Origin of the sequence: Myroides sp. C6-3 (genome assembly GCF_050522425.1) — a bacterium.
GTDB lineage: Bacteria > Bacteroidota > Bacteroidia > Flavobacteriales > Flavobacteriaceae > Flavobacterium.
Genome location: NZ_JBMVQP010000022.1, coordinates 1 through 17,658, shown reverse-complemented (window position 1 = coordinate 17,658; position 17,658 = coordinate 1). Strand labels below are relative to the sequence as shown.

Here is a 17,658-nt window from a genome sequence, read left to right as displayed (position 1 = left end):
ACGTTATGAGCAAAGAATCTAAGATTTTAATTGTTGAGGATGAGTCCGCTATTCGCCGTGTTTTAATTCGGATTTTAGAAGAGGAATCTCCTGATTACAAAGTAGATGGAGCTGAGGATGGAGCGGAAGGACTACAAAAGATTGCCCAAGAAGATTACGACTTGGTGATTTCTGACATTAAAATGCCGAAGATGAGTGGTGATGAATTACTTGTGGAAGCAAAAAAGATTAAACCAGAAACTGTTTTTGTTATGATCTCAGGGCACGGTGATCTTGAAACGGCTATTAATACCATGAAATTAGGGGCCTATGATTACATTTCAAAACCACCGGATCTAAATCGATTGTTAACCACGGTGCGCAATGCTTTAGATAAAAGTAAATTGGTGGTTGAGAATACGATTCTCAAGAAAAAAGTATCTAAGAAATACGAGATTATTGGTCAGAATGCGTCTATTGAACAAATTAAGGCCATGATTGAAAAAGTGGCGCCAACTGAGGCGCGTGTTTTGATTACAGGGCAGAATGGAACAGGAAAGGAATTGGTTGCACACCAAATCCACTCCCAGAGTCAACGTGCAGCTAAACCCTTGATTGAGGTGAACTGTGCAGCTATTCCTGCAGAATTAATCGAAAGTGAATTGTTCGGACACGTCAAAGGGGCCTTTACCTCTGCTGTTAAAGATCGCCCAGGAAAATTTGAACTGGCAGATAAGGGAACTATCTTCTTGGATGAGATTGGCGATATGAGCTTGTCTGCTCAAGCTAAAGTATTACGCGCTTTACAGGAAAATGTAATCACCCGCGTTGGAGCAGAGAAAGATCAAAAAATAGATGTACGCGTATTAGCGGCAACGAATAAAGACCTACGCAAAGAAATTGAAGAAGGGCGTTTTAGAGAGGATTTATACCATCGCCTGGCTGTTATCTTAATCAAAGTTCCCGCTTTGAATGATCGTCGAGATGATATACCTTTGCTGTTGGAACATTTCGTCAAACAAATTGCGGCGGAACAAGGAACTGCACCTAAGGTGTTTATTCCTGAAGCCATCGAATTGTTACAACAATATGATTGGAGCGGGAACATTAGAGAGTTGCGAAATGTAATTGAACGATTGATCATTTTAGGAGGAAATCAAGTATCACTAGAAGACGTAAAGCTATTTGCTACAAAATAATATGAAGTTAAAAAAAATACATCCAGTCCTGCAAAACAACTTGAGTCAAAATGGATTTGCTGAACCAACTGTTTTACAAAAGGCAACTTTTGGACGCATTAAAAGTGGACAGGATTTTGTGCTAATTGCACCTCAAGAAGAAGGGAAAACAACAGCGTTAATCATGGCGGCTCTGCAGCGCGTTGAAGCACCTGTTGACGATATGATCTCCACTCGCGTGTTGATCGTTGTCAAAGATAAGTTTGAAGTAGAACGCCTATTGGAGGAGTTTGATCGAATAGGGGACAGAATGGGTATTCGCGTATTTGGTGTACACGATTATACTGATTTGGATGATGATAAAAACCAAATGTCTTTGGGGAATGATATTTTGATTGGAACAGCAGAACGCTTAAACTTGATGTTTAGTGGTGCAGGATTTGATGTCAACCAATTGAAAATGTACATCATTGACGATGTAGATCAACAATTGAGAAATAGACACGAACCTCGTTTATACCGCTTGTCAGAAAGTATCGGAAAAACTCAGCGCGTGTATTTCGCAACGGACTACGTCGAACAATTGGATATGTTCGTGGATAAAACCATGACGGAAGACGTCGAATGGCTTGAATTTTACGAAGAAGACGAAGAAGATTAGTTAACCGTAATCAATTAACAGTGTAAAGGAATACTATAAAAATAGAGGAAGGCTGAAAGGTCTTCCTTTTTTTGTGTTGTGAAGTTGTGTTGGTGGTAGGACGATGGGGCGTTAATTAATTATAGTGGTATTCGATGAATATTTCTCACTTATTTTATATTGGTTTTGGTGTTCGATGAATCTACACTACGCTCCGATTTTCAACTGGGTTTCGATTTCATAGCTATTTCCTCTCTCCTCTCTCGATATTCTCTTACCATAAAAAATAAATCGAGAACATTGTTACGATATAAACTACCATTAAAATAAACAAGGGAGCTTTTCGCCTGTGAAAGGCTTGTTTGAACGAATGTCTATAGAAGAAAAAATCCCGAATAAATCGCCCCAATACAATGAGAAACGCAACACCAAAACAAAGGTGTAACATGGTTGTAATTGCTTGTAACGAAGCGAGGTTTGTTCCTAAGGAAGCTGGTGTAAGTAGGGCTAACAACATCATGATTTTTATTTTGATCTCCTATTGAATAGATAAAAATATTTAATTTTTCTCAATCAATCACGACAAGACTAAAAAAAGGCTAGTTGATTTTCTTCTTATTTCGACTTACAAAAAAATAAAAGAGACTACCTAAAAGAGGAAAAAACAGGATTAGAAAGGCATAAAGAAGTTTTTGAGTGGTACTTGCTGTCGATTGACTTACCTGATATAGACTGTAAACGGTAAAGAGAAGAAGTCCAAGTATAACTATTTGCCAAAATGCGATACTCATCTTTAGTATGTTTTTTTAGTGATTATAGTACGTACAAACATAAACGAATAGAAGTAGAAATAAGATATTAGACGAATGAAAAAATGAAGGGTAGAAAGATTATTTTTTTCTTTCTAATTAGAATAATCTTTACATCTTTGTGTTACAAACTAAATCGTTCAATTTACACTCACTTTTAAAACATGGAGTTACTAGATTTTATCTTTCACATTGACCAATACTTGCATACGTTAATCGAGAACTACGGAGCTTGGATTTACGCCATTTTATTTTTGATTATTTTTGTGGAAACAGGCTTGGTCATTATGCCTTTTTTACCTGGAGACTCTTTGCTCTTTGCAACGGGAATGCTCGTCGCTCAATCGTCAGAATTAGATATTACTGTGGCAATTGTTTTACTTTTAATTGCCGCTATTTCGGGAGATTCCTTAAACTATTTTATCGGTAAAAAGGTAGGAATGAAAATGACGAAAATACGCCTATTCGGCAAGCAGGTCATCAAAGAGGAACATCTAGATAAAACCCATGCTTTTTATGAGAAATACGGAGAACGCACGATTGTAATCGCGCGATTTATTCCTATCGTACGTACTCTAGCTCCTTTCGTTGCTGGAGTCGGAAGCATGAGGTATCGTATTTTTATGACGTATAACGTGATAGGAGGTATTATTTGGGTTGTAGGGTTGACCTTAGCGGGATACTTTTTAGGAAATCTACCTATTGTAAAGGATAACTTTTCGAAAATAGCCCTATTAATTATTTTTATTTCGATATTACCCATTATTTTTGAATTTATCAAAGCAAAGATGAAGAAAAACAAGTAAAGAAATGTTACCTAGTTTTTAATTTGATATTTTTAAACTATAACTAAATGAAAATTGGAGGTGATTTTATCGCATTGAGTAAGCAATATCGCATTTATTATGGGGCTCTGTTAGGCGTTGGTTCTGGACTTGTTTATTGCGTTTTTCAGCTGGTAGATAAGGAACCGATTGCACTTAGTCAAATTGCGTATCGCGTTGTTTTTTTTACGTTATTCTGGTACTTTGTTTCCTTTCTATGGATGCGAAAAAAGCTGAAAAAACCGATGCTTGATTGTGTCGGACCTCAAGAAACATCTTTCTATGGGGTAGCACATCAAATGATAAAAACAGCTGAAGTTAGAGGTGTCTTGTTTGCAACTGAAAAACAATTGAATTTTGTTCCAGAAGCGACTAATTTTATAGAAAATCCGTTATCTATTGATTTTGATAACATTAGACAAGTTGAAGTTTATAAATTTAGGGGACTATTTGAAATGGGAATTCGCATTCACACACAAGGAAATAGGACGTTTAAGTTTCGAGTAAACGAACCACAAGTTTGGATTACCTCTATTCAAAATAAAATAAAATTACAATAATAGCTTTCAAGACAACCGTCTTTTGAAAGCAAATACCATTATTACATGAGTATACTAAAAAATATTTTTGCTAAAAAAGAAAAACCAATCCATACCATTGAAGAGTTTTGGCAATGGTTTCAAGAGAATGAATCAACGTTTTACAACGTGGTAAAAAAACGGGAGTCGATTGAAGAACAATTCTTTGATTGTTTAGGACCAAAGTTACAAGAAATTAGAGAAGGGGTTTATTTTCTATCTGGTATGATGGACGATGATACCGCGGAGCTAATCTTTACTCCAGATGGGATTGTGAAAAATGTCGCTTTTATTGAAGATTTAGTACAGGCTGCTCCACAAGTAGCTCGTTGGAAATTTACAGCATTAAAACCTGCTGTGGATATTAATCGATTCAATATTCGCATGAATAATTATGAATTCTCCAAAGAGAAGATTCATTTCTATGCCGTTGAGCACCCCGCTTATCCAGATGAAGTTGATTTGGTTATCGTTTATGATGATTTTGTAGAACGTGATCGTTCTGTTATCACCAATGGTATTTATATCTTTTTAGATAATTTCTTAGGTGAGCTAAATGCAATTACGTCTATTGACAATTTAAACGTCGTAGGACCAGATCAAGCAGCGGGTGAATTAATTTCTATTTTGAAGCTCAAGGATTACCTCATTTGGCGCGAAAAGGAGTTTATTGAGAAATATGATGGTACGCGTTACAGTACGGAAAACGATTCTTATGTTGGATTGGAAGCAGAACTGGATAATGGAATGCCTTTAATCGCGATGATTAATCGAACGCTTTTAGATTGGGATGCCAAAGCGTCACATCCTTGGATGGTACGAGTAGAGATCGCTTTTCAAGCCAATGAAAATGGCTTTCCTGATGAAAAAACCTATCAGTTATTAAACGAGTTTGAAGATGAACTCATTGAGCTTTTACCTGATGCACAGGGGTATTTAAATGTCGGTAGAGAAACAGTTGATGGGAATAGGGATATTTTCTTCGCTTGTAAAGACTTTAGAGAGCCTGCTAAAGTTGTGGATCAAATAAAGAAAAAATACAGCAACAATTTTAGCGTTTCTTACGCTATTTATAAGGATAAGTATTGGCAATCTTTTGAACGTTATAAAGGATAAATAAAAGCGCTATTCAACTTGAATAGCGCTTTTTATATTTAGCTTGTTTGATGCCAATGATAGGTTCCATCTAACCAGTATAACAATCCACTTCCACAACTCTCGGGTACACTGAGGTGTAGACTTTCATAAGGTAATATGCTTTTTTCATCATCGGGAACATCTTCTTCAGCACGCAAATCGCCATCTTCATCTGTAACTTCATAAATAACCGTATTCTTTTCTTGCACTGATACATCTTGTGCCCAAGTTAAATCTTCCATATCAAAGGGTAAAACACGGTGTGTAGAGCCGGAAAGTGGGCCTATGATATCCATAGTGCCATTGCCTCTTTTCACTACAATAGCATATAAACCACTCGAAGAAGATTTGACAATTTCGACCTGGTCTGTTTGACCATCTCCATCTATATCTAGCGCAATGGTGTTTGTTTTATGATCAGGTGATAAGAAATATTCTTCTATTTCTCGTTCTGCTTCTTCTTGCATGTGAAGGGGTTCTTCTGGGGCATTTGTTGTTTCTTCCACAGGATGGGGAGCCGTTTGTTCTTCTTTTTTAGTTTGACAATTTGTACAAATCAAAAAACTGATAAAAACAGCGAATGTGATTGTCTTTTTCATAACAGGAATTTTATTCAATTTGAAAGGGGTAATTTTCTTCTAGTTTAGGGTGAATTTGATTCAAACCCCGAATAAAGGCGCTATTGGTCTGCGTTATATCGTAGCCTCCATCATACCATTCATCCAATTGTTGGGTCAGGAAAGCCATTTGCAGCCATTGCTGAAAGTCAAGAGCTAAAGGGTGCACGGACATAGGGGGATCCTCGTGATCTCCAAAGAAAACTTGTCCTGCTTCATCCATTAACCAACGATCACCCTGTCCATTACCCGCGAATATCCAATAGGTAGGAAGGGCATTGTCTTCGTTTTCTCTCATAGACTCCACAGAACCATATAAAATAGCTTCAGAAGATATTGTTAGGGTTGGAATAGCACTAACTAAATCCTTGTACAACGAAGGAAATGGAAAAGAAACAGAAGAAGGAAAGTTTTGCTTCGCTTTTTTCTCGTCTGCTAAGATAATTTCTATCTCTCCTAGGGTTAATACGTTGAAGGTAATAAGGGATGCAGGCTTATTCAGGGCCTTGGCTTCATCCCAACAAGCAACACAAACTAATTTGTGTTGACAATTGACAAACCAGTGCTCTCGATCAGATGCTGTTTGAGTTTGATTCCAAGCTTCTTCACAGGTATTGCACCAAGCATCTGGTCTTCCAGTATCTCCTGTATCGTATTCGAAAAAGCCAACTGGATTCCGATGGTGTAGACTATGTGCTAAATGTGTACATAACAAAGCCATCGCTTGTTGACCGTGTATGTTGCATTCGATGTGTTTTTCTTGCATATACTTGAAAGAGGGGATTAGAAAATAAGGAAAAGCAGAACTGAACACCTGTTTTACAATATCGTCTTAGTTGTACTAAATAGGGTACATTTCCTCCGTTAAACAAATATAAATCCTTCGTGTATCAAATCAAAAAAAGGAAGTAACGCATTTAGGAGTTTGAACAAGTTGATGCTTCTTTTTGCTTGATTTTTGAGGTGTAAATATAGCCTGAGATATAGCCTAGACTCGGAATTATAAAAGACAATACTACGTTGATCAAAAGGAAGTTAAAATCAGATAAAGGAGCAGGTTCTAGTAAGATATACCAATGGGAGTTAAAACCTAAAATGACGAAAAATAAAGAGAGTGCAACATTGTCAGCTCCAAAGAATGACGTATCGCCTGTTCCCCCGTTAGCAATAATATAAACAATAACTAAAACAATATTAAGTATAAAAGGCCATAATACACTTCGATAACTTCTGAAAGTTAGCGCATTAAAACAACTTGTCGATAGAATTAATACGAATGAAACAGCAAGTAACAAGTATAAATAACGCTTATCTGTGCTCGTGTCAAAAAAGAGGATCATTCCGATAACGGATGCAAAAATATAGGTGAGTAAAGAATAGTTTATCTTGAATTTAGGTAGTCGTATTTTCATAAAGATTAAGTTAGGTAGGAGTGAAGATAAGGAAAAAACGCAAAAAATAAAGAGATTTTCTCCGTTTTTTGAAATCCATTTGTTTTGTATTTCGTTAATTTAGTAAAAAATAAAAATAAAGTTTCTCAATTTTTGGTCCTTAACTTGTATATGAATACAAACTATTTGTTAATTCCTGTAAAAAAGCAGGTTATTTCATCTGTATAAACTGAATTATAGCTATTTAGGAGCCTCCACTGAATTATTCGTTTTAGATCCTAGCTTCGTGTTATTGAGGCAGAAATTCCCGTGATTGGTAGCTCAAAATATCTTGTTTTGACCATGCTGTTCAATTAGTTTAAAGTTTATTTGCTTTATTGTAGGTGGAATTTTGAATGTTACTTCCTGCTGATAATTGTATCCATAGACATAGGCATTTTCTTTGCCTATACCCGTTTTGGGTTTTGCATAAAAGGTAAGTGTTAACTGATCGCCATCGATTTCTTTCACCCATTTGATTTCACTCAATCTACGGGCTCGATGTCCTTGTGAACTATACCAGCCTTGAATTTGCACAACGGCTTTACGTCCCCAAAACGTTTTTTTAAATTCCTTTACAAACACCGTTGGTTCTAGTTTAGAAGTGTTCTCCTCTAGTTGCTTTATGCGTTCTTGTTCTTCGAGTGTATAAACTGTAGGAGATAAGGTTAACGGTGTTGAACTACATCCTACAAGAATAAAAAAAAGAAAAGAGGGGTAGTAAAATTTCATTTGTGTTTATTTTTGATCTAAATCAATGATTAATATAGGAGTATAGAACTATAGTTGAGCCAAAAGTAAAATGCCAAAATGCTGGAGTTCTTGTGTGCCGTAGATTCTGTTTAAAGCAACCGTACTACAATCTCATCCAACTGCATCTTCTTCGTGTGCTGCGTTTGTTTATTTTTTTCTAAAGTCATACTGCTTTATTTAAGCTAAGAGTAAACTAAATAATCAAGAGCTACGATTCCTACTCATTAGGAATGCTAGGAAGGAGAAGTAAGGACATTGCTGTAAGAACATATATTTTTAATACCAGTTTATTGCTATAAAAAATCGCTCCTAGAAAACTAAGAGCGATTGTAAACAAACTTGTAAGTAATAATATAGTTGTTTTTCAGCGCAATTTTACTTCTTCTTACTTGAATCAAAATTCTAGTGTTTTCGCAAAATGAGAAATCCCTAATTATAGTTATTTTTACCTGTCTTTTTGTTCAAATAGCACAAGGGAACGAGAAAGTGGGGCATTTTTACTTAGTAAGTTCATTGGAGATGTTTAGATGAAGGAAGTGAAAAGTTAGGACAATATGTCGTTATTTCTTACTAGATACAGATTGAAATAGTATTAAATCCGTACTTTTGCGAATTGAGTCTTTTGAAAAAATAGAATATGAATCTTACTCTTTTTCGCAAAACAGTTTGGAATGGACTGTTTTATTTTTTGTTTTTTGTTTTGTTATTTGCGGTTGGACGATTGGTGTTTTTATGGAGCTATGGGTCTTCCGAAGTTTTTGAAAATGAAAAGTGGAAAATAGGAGAGGCTTTTTTAGTAGGAGCTCGATTTGATGTCTCTGCCATTTGTTATGGCTTTCTTCCTCTTGTACTTTTTTGGTTAGCCTCTTTGTTTATTCCCAAAAAATGGGAGGGAGGGTTTAGTAAATTATATGCCACTTTTGCACGTTATTATTTGTTGTTTGTAGTGCTTGTATTTGTTACACTTATCATTATTGATTATTTTTTCTATCAATTCTTTCAATCGCATATTAATTTGTTGTTTTTCGGAATTTTTAACGATGATACAACAGCAGTTTTGACCTCTGTTTGGACAGATTATCCGTTGTTTTATATTGCTTTAGTCTATATGCTTGTCATTTTAACTTGGCTGTATTGGAGTAAACGAGTAAAACGAAATTTACTAAAACCTGTAAAAACACGTGCTAAGCTTTATGGATTAATAGGATTATTGATCTTTCCTTTGTTTTTTATCGGCATGAGAGGAAGTGTAGGTGTATTTACATTGCGAAGAGAACACACGAATATTTCAAAAAATGAATTTGTCAATTCCCTTTGTTACAATGCTTTGTATTCGTTGAAATTTGCAAACTCTGAACGCAAAGAGAACGCGATACATCCTGATATCGAAAGAGAATTACAAGCCAATGGATTTAGCCAGGTGGCAGATGTACAAGCCAACTATAAAGGAGAGAGTGAAAGAAACTTGTTTGATGAAAACTTGTTTACGCAAACGAATCACAGTGATTTTTTAGCACAAAATCCTCCAAATGTCGTGTTTTTACAAATGGAAAGTATGAGTAATCACTACTTTGATTTGAACAATGAAACACTTAATTTACTAGGGGATTTAAGGGAAGAGTTGCCGAATCTTTACTATTTTAAAAATAGTTTATCTGCTTATAATGGGACGATACAAACTTTAGAAGACTTTTTAATTGGTACGCCTAAAACGATTATTTCGCAGTCGGTTTACTTCGATACTCCTTTTGCTAGTTCGATTGCACTTCCTTTTAAGAGCAAGGGATATGAAACGTTTTTCTTAACTGGGGCTAGTATTTCATGGAGAAATATCGACAATATGATTAAGCATCAAAAGTTTGATGTGATACAGGGTAAAAACTTTATCCAAGAGAAATTTCCAAATGCAGAGGAATTTGCTTGGGGGGTTCACGACGGCTATCTCTTTGACTATATTCGAGAAACGTTAAATGAGTCGACTACACCGAAGTTTATTTTCGGACTAACCATAAGCAATCACACGCCTTTTGAGGTGCCTTCTTATTTTGAGAAGAAACCAATCACCATGAATGAAGAGATGAAAAAGAAAATACGCGTAGATGAGCAAACGGCTTATGCTAATTTTTATTCTCATCAATATGCAGCGTCAGAGCTAGCTCGTTTTATTAAAGAGATCCGCACGTCTCCTTTAGGAGAAAATACAATCATCGTGGCGTCTGGTGATCACAACATTCGTCAAGTTTTTGAGTATACAGCAGAAGAGGGTTTTTTAAAGCGTAGTGTTCCTATTTTGATGTATATACCAGAAAAATATAAACCTGCTTTCTTCGATGGAAGTGTATTGGCTTCGCACAAGGATATTTTTCCTACCCTATTTAACTTGGCACTTTCTGATGCTTCGTATTTCTATACTGGAGATAATCTTTTTGACCCAGCTGTAGAGCATCGTTTCGCTTTGAATGATTATAACTTTATCGCTGATGAGAAAGGAGCAGTTGCCATCGAAAATAATCAACCGTATTATTATACATGGACTAATCAAGAAAAGAGAAAGCTACAAGTAGGAGACAATACCTCAAGTCATGCCTTGTATTTACAACATAAAATGCAGTCGTATACGACAATGAAAACGGTGGAGATTTACAAAAGTATTAACCAACACCAGCAGAAAAAATAGGACATAAAAAAAAGAGATTTGGAAAGGGCCAAATCTCTTTTTCGTTATGAAATATCTCAGCACAAGGCTGTGATTTTTTCGGTCTACATTCCTTAGTGATTGTGTAAGAACGCTTGTCTGTTTAAAAGTGTTTCTTCACTTTCAACGTGATTGTCGTCTGGAATACAACAATCAACAGGACAAACAGCAGCACATTGAGGCTCTTCGTGGAAACCTTTACATTCCGTACATTTAGAAGGCACGATATAGTAGAACTCGTCAGATACAGGATCTTGAGCAGCATCTGCGTCAACTTCCGTACCGTCGGGTAAAACTACACTTCCTCTTAAGGCTGTACCATCTTTATATCTCCAATCGTCAGCTCCCTCGTATATCGCATTGTTTGGGCACTCAGGTTCACAAGCACCGCAATTTATGCATTCGTCAGTTATAATGATTGCCATAGCTTATATTTTGTTTTATATGTATTAACTTTGCTACAAATTTACACCCAAAACATTTCAGAAACAAATCAATATGGATTTAGAAGCTAAAAAAAAAGCATTCGTAGCGTTAGGAGATTTTTTAAGACAATTTGCTACAAATGAATTTGTAAAAAGTGAAAAAGTTGAATATAATGATCCTTTTTTTTCCTCATTTGAAGCTTTAATTGAGACATCTGTGCACTATAACGGATGGTTTGTAAAGGAACAAGTTCTTATCGCTGTTCAATCATGGGCAGATGCCTTAACAGAAGATAATTTAACCCAATGGTGTGCCGCTTACGATTTCTCAAGAGAACCTTTAAAAAAGGTTGGCTTAATCTTAGCCGGAAATATCCCTTTAGTTGGGTTTCACGATTTAGTTTCCGTTTTGCTTTCTGGAAATATTGCTTTAGTTAAGCTGTCTTCCAACGATCAAAAAATAGTCCCTTTCTTAGCAGAATATTTGCAAACGGTTGCTCCTCAATTTAAAGAACGTTTGGTTTTTATAGCGGGTAAAATGGAGGGATTTGATGCTGTTATTGCTACGGGAAGTAATAATACCGCTCGTTATTTTGACTACTACTTTAGTTCAGTACCCCACATTATCCGAAAAAACAGAAACTCTGTTGCATTGCTTACAGGAGAGGAAACACCAGACCAATTGACAGCATTAGCAAAAGATATTTTTACCTACTATGGTTTAGGTTGTCGAAATGTATCCAAATTATTTGTGCCTAAAGGGTATAATTTTGATGCGTTCTTTCAAGGAATGTACGCCCAAAAAGAGGTAATTGAATATGAAAAATACGCCAACAACTACGATTACAATAAAGCCGTTTTCTTGATGAGTGAATTTCAACTATTAGACAATGGGTTTCTAACGATTAAAGAAGATGCTTCGTATGCGTCACCTATCTCTTCGGTGTATTATGAATACTACGACACGGTAGAAGAAGTAGTAGAGCGATTACGCGTGGATCAAGAAAAAATACAATGTATTGTTTCTGATGGATTAACCGAAGATAGTATTGCCTTTGGACAAACGCAACATCCACAACTTTGGGATTATGCGGATCAAGTGGATACCCTTGCGTTTTTATTAAAGTTATAAGCAATGAAAGACGTACACAATTTTTGCGCAGGACCCTGTTTATTACCGCAGACGGTTTATGAACAAGCGGCACAAGCCATTCTCAATTTTGAACAAACAGGAATGTCAATCCTGTCTATTTCTCATCGAAGTACGGAGTTTATTACCCTATTAGAAGAAGCAAGACAATTGAGTTTGGAATTGCTTGACTTGCATAAAAAAGGGTATGTCGCTTTGTTTTTACAAGGAGGGGCAAGTATGGAATTCTTGCGCATTCCCTATAATTTAATGCAACAAAGAGCAGGATATATCAATACGGGAACCTGGTCTGCCAAAGCGATCGAACAAGCAAAAATGTTAGGAGAAACCAAGGTTATTGCCAGTTCAGAAGATCAGCACTTTTCTTATATTCCCAAAGGAATACAAGTGAAAGAAGAATTTGATTATGTACATTTTACCTCTAATAATACCATTTACGGAACACAGTTTAACGATGTACCCCAAACCAAAGCACCGTTAGTTTGCGATATGAGTTCGGATATTTATTCCCGTGAATTTGCCTATGATCAACTGGATCTGATTTATTCAGGGGCACAGAAAAATATAGGTCCTGCGGGAGTTAGCTTGATTTTGGTCAAGGAAGAAATTTTGGGAAAAACGAACAGAACTATTCCTCAAATGTTAGATTATCAAGAACATATTGCAAAAGATAGTTTATATCATACGGCTAATGTATTTGCTATTTATACGTGTTTGTTAAATTTGAGATGGCTGAAACAACAAGGCGGAGTAGCAGCAATTGAAAAAGTAAACAACCAAAAAGCAGCGCTTTTGTATCAAACAATAGATCGCTTGGATTTTATACAAGGAGTGGCAGCGAAGGAAGATCGATCAAAAATGAATGTAACCTTTACTTTTAAAGAGGAACAGATGAATACCGTATTCGATCAGCTTTGTCAGGAAGCAAATGTAACCAATATCAAAGGACATCGCTCTGTGGGAGGTTATCGCGCTTCGTTGTATAATGCCGTATCTTTGCATAGTGTAGAAGTATTGGCAGCGGTTTTACAACAAATGAAAACAAGGGTTTAATAGTGTAAAGAATAAGAAGAGCATGAGAGTATTAGCCAATGATGGTATACCAGAACAAGTTAAACAAGAATTAAAATCGGTAGGATTTGAAATAAAAGAGGTGCGTGTTGCCCACGAACAAGTGGTCGCCTACACCCAAAAAAATGATATTGACATTTTGTTAGTGCAGCAAGGAACGTTGCTCAACAAAACCATGATCGATGAATTAAAACACTTAAAAGCAATTGTTTTTGCTGGAGTTGTGGTGAATTTAGAAATTATAGACCACATCAAGAGCAATGGAATTATTGTCATTTGGGCAGAAGACTCTTTGGCTAATGCTACAGCAGAAATGGTACTCGCTCATCTGTTTAGTGGTGCTAGACTCCTACAAGAAGCAAATAGAAATATGCCGTTAGAAGGAGATACGATGTTTAAATCACTACAACAGTCCTATAGTTCTGGAATTGAATTGGCGGGAAAAACGCTGGGAATCATCGGAATGAATTTAGCAGGGCAGTTTTTGGCACAAAAAGCATTGGGACTGGGGATGCATGTAGTATATACGGATCCAGCAACACCTACAATCAAAACAGAATTTGAACTGCCGAATGGAATTGTTTTCCCTATTGACATGGAATCCATAACGATGGATGTACTACTTGAACAAGTGCATTTTATTTCGGTTCATACCAAGTATTTTCAACGTTATATTGTTAATAAAGAATCTTTTGAAAAAGCACAAAATCTAATTGGCATTGTCAACTGTGCCTATCCAGAAGCGATTAATGAAGTGGATTTAGTGGATGAGGTAAACAAAGAAACAATCCTTTTTGCGGGATTAGATCGCTTTGAAGAAGAACCCCATCCTGTAATTCAGGTATTGATGCAACCTGCTTTTTCTCTATCACCTAATATCGCAACAGCGACGCATGAAAGTCACCATCAAGTTTGGTCTGAAATAACTGTTAAAATAAAGGGTATGTTAAATTAATTGCTTAATTTTAGATGAAATAATAAAAACTATGGTAGAGCAAATTACAAAATTAATTGAGCAGGTAAGTGCAAAGGAAATCAGTGGATCTGCAATTTCAACAGATTTAACTTCAGCAGTTACAAAAGAAACAGGAGAGAGTATCATCAATGGTTTCAAAGATAGCATCAGCAGTGGTAATATCAGTGGTTTGACTGATTTACTGGGAGGTGGAGTAAGCAATTTAGCATCCAATCCGATGGTATCAGGAATGATTGGAAACTTGATTTCGGGGTTAACAGAAAAAATCGGATTACCAGAAGGTGTAGCTTCTAATTTTGCAGGTAGCGTAATTCCTTCTGTCATTGAAATGATTGTTTCTAAAGTGCAAGGTGGAGAAAGTGGTTTCCAACTAACAGATTTAATCGGTGGATTAAGTGATGGCAATGGCGGAGGATTAAAAGATATGTTAGGGTCTTTAACAGGAGGAAAAGAAGGATTAGGAGGAGCTATTGATTCACTGAAAGGATTGTTCTAATATATACCAACGTAAAATAAAAAAATCCCAAAAAGATAATTCTTTTTGGGATTTTTATTTAAATTACATTAATAATTGATTTTTAAAAGTTTTGTGTTTTTATTTTTATACTTTGAATATAAAAAATGAAAATTTTGATTATCGAACCTAATCCACTATTAGTAGAAGGGTATATAGCTGTTTTAGGAAATGAAAAGCATACTTTTTTGAAGATGGCTAATAGCCAAGAATTTTTTGCGCTTTTTACTACAGTAAAAGATCTAGATCTAGCCCTTATTACAGATCATAGTATGGGTGTTTTTGACGAAAAAGTAGAAATAGGTTTGGATTGCACTGCGTTTATAAAAAAGGATATTCCGTATTGCAAGATCATTCTACTAACAGACAAGTAGAAAGCACTTGTCTTGTATGAAATACATAAAACAATAAAGGTAGATGCATTACTGGTCAAAACAGATTTTACGAAAAAATTGTTTCGCGATCTTGTAACCGCTGCCAAAATCGACTTCCCTTATATAAGTCCTAGCGCAAAAAAGGCAATTCAGACTATTGTGAAAAATGCCTCTTTATTGGATTCAAAAAATAGGCAGATCCTCTTTTTGCTAGCTCAAGGTTATCGCATGAATCAAATAAGTGATCAAATTTTGTTGAGTAGAAGTGCCACGCAAAAGAGAGTGTCTAAACTATTAGTGGCGTTTGGCGTAAAAGATTATCAAGAATTATTGGGTGTGTTGAAGGAACGTGGAATAGTTTGAATTTTTAATGGATTCCTATTGTGTAAAGACATATTAACTGATTTGATAAAAAAAGTGGTCAGAATTGCCTCCAACCACTTAGAATTAATTCTTTTTTTGAGAATTAAGAAATTATGGCTTCACTGGAATAGAAACTCTTTCTGCATCTCCTTTACTTGTTATATCACCTATTCGACATATTCTATCAGATGATTGATTACAAACGTACCCCACTTTTTGGGCATAAACACTTTGGTTTAGAATAAAACCTCCCATAATTGCTAACAACGCAATTGTAATTTTAATTGTTTTCATGATTTTTAAATTTAATTAGTTAATAATTATTTTAGATATTTATTATATCTCCGAATGAAAATATTTTAATCTTGCCTTTAGAGTATATTTTTTGAATGTATGAATTATTAATCTTTTGATTCTTTATCACTATAAGCTTGCTGTTCTGATATTTACCAGTTTCTAAAGAATAATAATCTAATAGAATCCCATTATCATATTTATTAAAGTAATTTGAAAAAACTACAAGTTTCTTTCTCGAATTATCAAGACATACACCTTTTGTGAAAGATTTAGAACTTTGAGATAATGTAAAAGTATTGTTCCTTGAATAAATAGCAGGTAGTGCGGTTTGGTCAGATAGTATGAAAGTTTTTAACTATGTTAAATCACTATTGAATAGGACAATTTTTGGGATATTGTAATAGGTGTAACTGAAATAACCATTTCCATGTTGAGTAAAATACCCATCATAAAGAAGAATATTTTCCATTTTGTAAATAGTATCAGATTGATTTGTGAAAATATTATTCAATTCGCCATTAAGGTTTAATTTATATATACCTATATTGTACTTATTTTCTTTTTTAATAGTTGAATAAATAAGAAATTGTTCCTTATTTATTGGAAATGCATTGTAAACAGAATCTTTTATCTTTTCTGTTTTTAATTTTTTTTTGTTTATCTTAAAAAGTGTGTTTTTGTTGTTAATATAATATAAGTAATCATTATCAAAACTTGAAATAGTAATTAGTTCGTTAATATTTATTGAAATAGAGTTGATTAATTGAGAAGAGTTAATGTTGTATTCATTAATATCTACTGATGCATAATTTATTTTATATGCTAAAAATTCAGGCTTATTATAAGAAAAAGATAATCTAGGCATTGTGTAAATATTCTTGACAATATCTAATGACTTGCTCTCTGTATTAATGATATTTCTATCTATGTAAACCTCATCAATAGTAGAATTTATTTTGTTCTTTATACTAAAAAAAATAAAAATTAATATAGAAACAGCTATAAAAAGAATGGTTACTGCTCTTTTTTTATTTTTCATTTTGATACAATTTTAGATAAGAAAAAAATGACAAAATACATATGGATGTATTAAAAATAAGATGTCTTGTATATCCTAAATAGTTTAAAAGACCACCACATCCACAAGCGGAATATTTATCAAAATGATTTAAGATGATAATGTAGATTGAAAAGATTAAGAAAATTATTGACAGAAATAAGAAGCCTATTTTTTCTTTGATTATTAATGTGATAACAGTACTTATTTCCATTATTATTACAAAATAGGATAATGGAAGTATGAGCCAATTATAGAAAATTTGGGTATTTTTCTATACTTAATACAAAAGAATTATAGTTGATTAATTTTTCAATTACTGACAGGAGTAAAAAGAAAATACAGAATAACAATAAAAAGTTTTTGATGTATTTCATAGTATTGGTATTAATAGGTAGCTTGAATTGGTGCATCTCTTTTAGCCTTTAGTTTGTTGTTGCCTAGGGTATAACTTAAATTGACCGCGATAGAAGCGTAGTCTTTTATTTCTTTCGATCTAAATCGCGTATCGACGATATGGACGTTGTCATAGCTGTCTGAATACAGTGTAGTAGATTCCTCTTTCGCTTTGATAAAGGGATTGTTTACTACCAGAGCCACTTTTATATTCTTTTTACTAAACTCTTTTTCAACAGTTAAGCTCACAAAAGGATGTCTTATTTCAGTTGATTCAAAAGGAGTATAAAGGTCAAAATTAGTATACGAGGAAGAGAGTGGACTTGGTAACTTAGCCTGGACATTAAGTTAAGCATAAAAACTTATCTTTGAATTATGAAAAGAATTAGAAAGGC

23 protein-coding genes are annotated in these 17,658 nt (G+C 34.7%); 12 read left to right on the top strand and 11 right to left on the bottom strand.

The window, feature by feature from the left end; translation table 11 throughout:
* Positions 1–5 precede the first annotated feature (5 nt).
* Positions 6–1,178 carry a sigma-54-dependent transcriptional regulator gene (locus ACPDG9_RS10310; protein ID WP_430527676.1) on the top strand — a complete coding sequence of 391 codons (1,173 nt, stop codon included), beginning with the start codon at positions 6–8 and terminating at the stop codon, positions 1,176–1,178.
* A 1-nt stretch (position 1,179) separates the two neighbouring features.
* Positions 1,180–1,818, top strand: a complete 639-nt coding sequence (locus ACPDG9_RS10305; protein ID WP_430527675.1) for a DEAD/DEAH box helicase — start codon at positions 1,180–1,182, stop codon at positions 1,816–1,818.
* Positions 1,819–2,071: 253 nt separating this feature from the next.
* Here ACPDG9_RS10305 and ACPDG9_RS10300 read toward each other — a convergent pair whose 3' ends face one another.
* Positions 2,072–2,317 (bottom strand): hypothetical protein, encoded by a 246-nt coding sequence (locus ACPDG9_RS10300; protein ID WP_430527674.1) that lies wholly within the window; start codon positions 2,315–2,317, stop codon positions 2,072–2,074.
* 79 nt (positions 2,318–2,396) lie between these two features.
* Entirely contained in the window at positions 2,397–2,588 is a 192-nt protein-coding gene (locus ACPDG9_RS10295; RefSeq protein WP_430527673.1) for a PLDc N-terminal domain-containing protein, read from the bottom strand.
* 182 nt (positions 2,589–2,770) lie between these two features.
* On the opposite strand from ACPDG9_RS10295, the gene ACPDG9_RS10290 reads away from it, so the two are divergent.
* The 3 genes from ACPDG9_RS10290 to ACPDG9_RS10280 are packed head-to-tail and all read left to right on the top strand — an operon-like array spanning position 2,771 to position 5,124.
* Positions 2,771–3,412: a DedA family protein gene (locus ACPDG9_RS10290; protein ID WP_430527672.1), complete on the top strand. Its 642-nt coding sequence runs from the start codon at positions 2,771–2,773 to the stop codon at positions 3,410–3,412.
* A gap of 47 nt (positions 3,413–3,459) precedes the next feature.
* Positions 3,460–3,990 carry a hypothetical protein gene (locus ACPDG9_RS10285; RefSeq protein ID WP_430527671.1) on the top strand — a complete coding sequence of 177 codons (531 nt, stop codon included), beginning with the start codon at positions 3,460–3,462 and terminating at the stop codon, positions 3,988–3,990.
* A 45-nt stretch (positions 3,991–4,035) separates the two neighbouring features.
* Positions 4,036–5,124, top strand: coding sequence for a DUF695 domain-containing protein (locus ACPDG9_RS10280; RefSeq protein WP_430527670.1), 1,089 nt, complete (start codon positions 4,036–4,038; stop codon positions 5,122–5,124).
* Positions 5,125–5,162: 38 nt separating this feature from the next.
* Here the strand turns inward: ACPDG9_RS10280 and ACPDG9_RS10275 are convergent, their stop codons facing one another.
* The 4 genes from ACPDG9_RS10275 to ACPDG9_RS10260 all read right to left on the bottom strand — a co-directional run bounded on the left by ACPDG9_RS10275 (position 5,163) and on the right by ACPDG9_RS10260 (position 7,924).
* Entirely contained in the window at positions 5,163–5,744 is a 582-nt protein-coding gene (locus tag ACPDG9_RS10275; RefSeq protein ID WP_430527669.1) for a hypothetical protein, read from the bottom strand.
* 10 nt (positions 5,745–5,754) lie between these two features.
* Complete coding sequence (locus tag ACPDG9_RS10270) at positions 5,755–6,528, bottom strand: SMI1/KNR4 family protein (RefSeq protein WP_430527668.1); 774 nt, start codon at positions 6,526–6,528, stop codon at positions 5,755–5,757.
* A 151-nt stretch (positions 6,529–6,679) separates the two neighbouring features.
* Positions 6,680–7,174 carry a hypothetical protein gene (locus ACPDG9_RS10265; RefSeq protein ID WP_430527667.1) on the bottom strand — a complete coding sequence of 165 codons (495 nt, stop codon included), beginning with the start codon at positions 7,172–7,174 and terminating at the stop codon, positions 6,680–6,682.
* 300 nt (positions 7,175–7,474) lie between these two features.
* Positions 7,475–7,924 (bottom strand): hypothetical protein, encoded by a 450-nt coding sequence (locus ACPDG9_RS10260; RefSeq protein ID WP_430527666.1) that lies wholly within the window; start codon positions 7,922–7,924, stop codon positions 7,475–7,477.
* Positions 7,925–8,582: 658 nt separating this feature from the next.
* Between ACPDG9_RS10260 and ACPDG9_RS10255 the strand changes: the two genes are divergently transcribed.
* Positions 8,583–10,622, top strand: a complete 2,040-nt coding sequence (locus ACPDG9_RS10255) for an LTA synthase family protein (protein WP_430527665.1) — start codon at positions 8,583–8,585, stop codon at positions 10,620–10,622.
* A 92-nt stretch (positions 10,623–10,714) separates the two neighbouring features.
* Here the strand turns inward: ACPDG9_RS10255 and ACPDG9_RS10250 are convergent, their stop codons facing one another.
* The gene (locus tag ACPDG9_RS10250) at positions 10,715–11,065 is read right to left on the bottom strand and encodes a 4Fe-4S dicluster domain-containing protein (protein WP_286442186.1); all 351 of its coding nucleotides are present in this window, start codon (positions 11,063–11,065) and stop codon (positions 10,715–10,717) included.
* Between the two features lie 73 nt (positions 11,066–11,138).
* Here ACPDG9_RS10250 and ACPDG9_RS10245 point away from each other — a divergent pair, with 73 nt between their 5' ends.
* The 6 genes from ACPDG9_RS10245 (at position 11,139) to ACPDG9_RS10220 (ending at position 15,513) form a co-directional block, all read left to right on the top strand.
* On the top strand, positions 11,139–12,197 hold the full coding sequence (locus ACPDG9_RS10245; protein WP_430527664.1) for an acyl-CoA reductase: 1,059 nt from the start codon (positions 11,139–11,141) through the stop codon (positions 12,195–12,197).
* Between the two features lie 3 nt (positions 12,198–12,200).
* Positions 12,201–13,268, top strand: a complete 1,068-nt coding sequence (serC, locus tag ACPDG9_RS10240) for a 3-phosphoserine/phosphohydroxythreonine transaminase (protein WP_430527663.1) — start codon at positions 12,201–12,203, stop codon at positions 13,266–13,268.
* Positions 13,269–13,290: 22 nt separating this feature from the next.
* On the top strand, positions 13,291–14,241 hold the full coding sequence (locus tag ACPDG9_RS10235) for an NAD(P)-dependent oxidoreductase (protein WP_430527662.1): 951 nt from the start codon (positions 13,291–13,293) through the stop codon (positions 14,239–14,241).
* A gap of 31 nt (positions 14,242–14,272) precedes the next feature.
* Entirely contained in the window at positions 14,273–14,758 is a 486-nt protein-coding gene (locus ACPDG9_RS10230; protein WP_430527661.1) for a hypothetical protein, read from the top strand.
* A 125-nt stretch (positions 14,759–14,883) separates the two neighbouring features.
* Positions 14,884–15,150: a hypothetical protein gene (locus ACPDG9_RS10225; protein WP_430527660.1), complete on the top strand. Its 267-nt coding sequence runs from the start codon at positions 14,884–14,886 to the stop codon at positions 15,148–15,150.
* A 12-nt stretch (positions 15,151–15,162) separates the two neighbouring features.
* Positions 15,163–15,513 (top strand): hypothetical protein, encoded by a 351-nt coding sequence (locus ACPDG9_RS10220; protein WP_430527659.1) that lies wholly within the window; start codon positions 15,163–15,165, stop codon positions 15,511–15,513.
* 111 nt (positions 15,514–15,624) lie between these two features.
* Here ACPDG9_RS10220 and ACPDG9_RS10215 read toward each other — a convergent pair whose 3' ends face one another.
* The 4 genes from ACPDG9_RS10215 to ACPDG9_RS10200 all read right to left on the bottom strand — a co-directional run bounded on the left by ACPDG9_RS10215 (position 15,625) and on the right by ACPDG9_RS10200 (position 17,512).
* Positions 15,625–15,807 carry a hypothetical protein gene (locus ACPDG9_RS10215; RefSeq protein WP_430527658.1) on the bottom strand — a complete coding sequence of 61 codons (183 nt, stop codon included), beginning with the start codon at positions 15,805–15,807 and terminating at the stop codon, positions 15,625–15,627.
* A gap of 358 nt (positions 15,808–16,165) precedes the next feature.
* The gene (locus ACPDG9_RS10210; protein ID WP_430527657.1) at positions 16,166–16,849 is read right to left on the bottom strand and encodes a hypothetical protein; all 684 of its coding nucleotides are present in this window, start codon (positions 16,847–16,849) and stop codon (positions 16,166–16,168) included.
* A complete protein-coding gene (locus ACPDG9_RS10205; protein WP_430527714.1) occupies positions 16,839–17,129 on the bottom strand; it encodes a MauE/DoxX family redox-associated membrane protein in 291 nt (96 codons plus the stop codon). Before ACPDG9_RS10205 ends, ACPDG9_RS10210 begins: the two co-directional genes overlap by 11 nt.
* 125 nt (positions 17,130–17,254) lie before the next feature.
* Entirely contained in the window at positions 17,255–17,512 is a 258-nt protein-coding gene (locus ACPDG9_RS10200) for a hypothetical protein (RefSeq protein ID WP_430527656.1), read from the bottom strand.
* Positions 17,513–17,658: the final 146 nt, after the last annotated feature.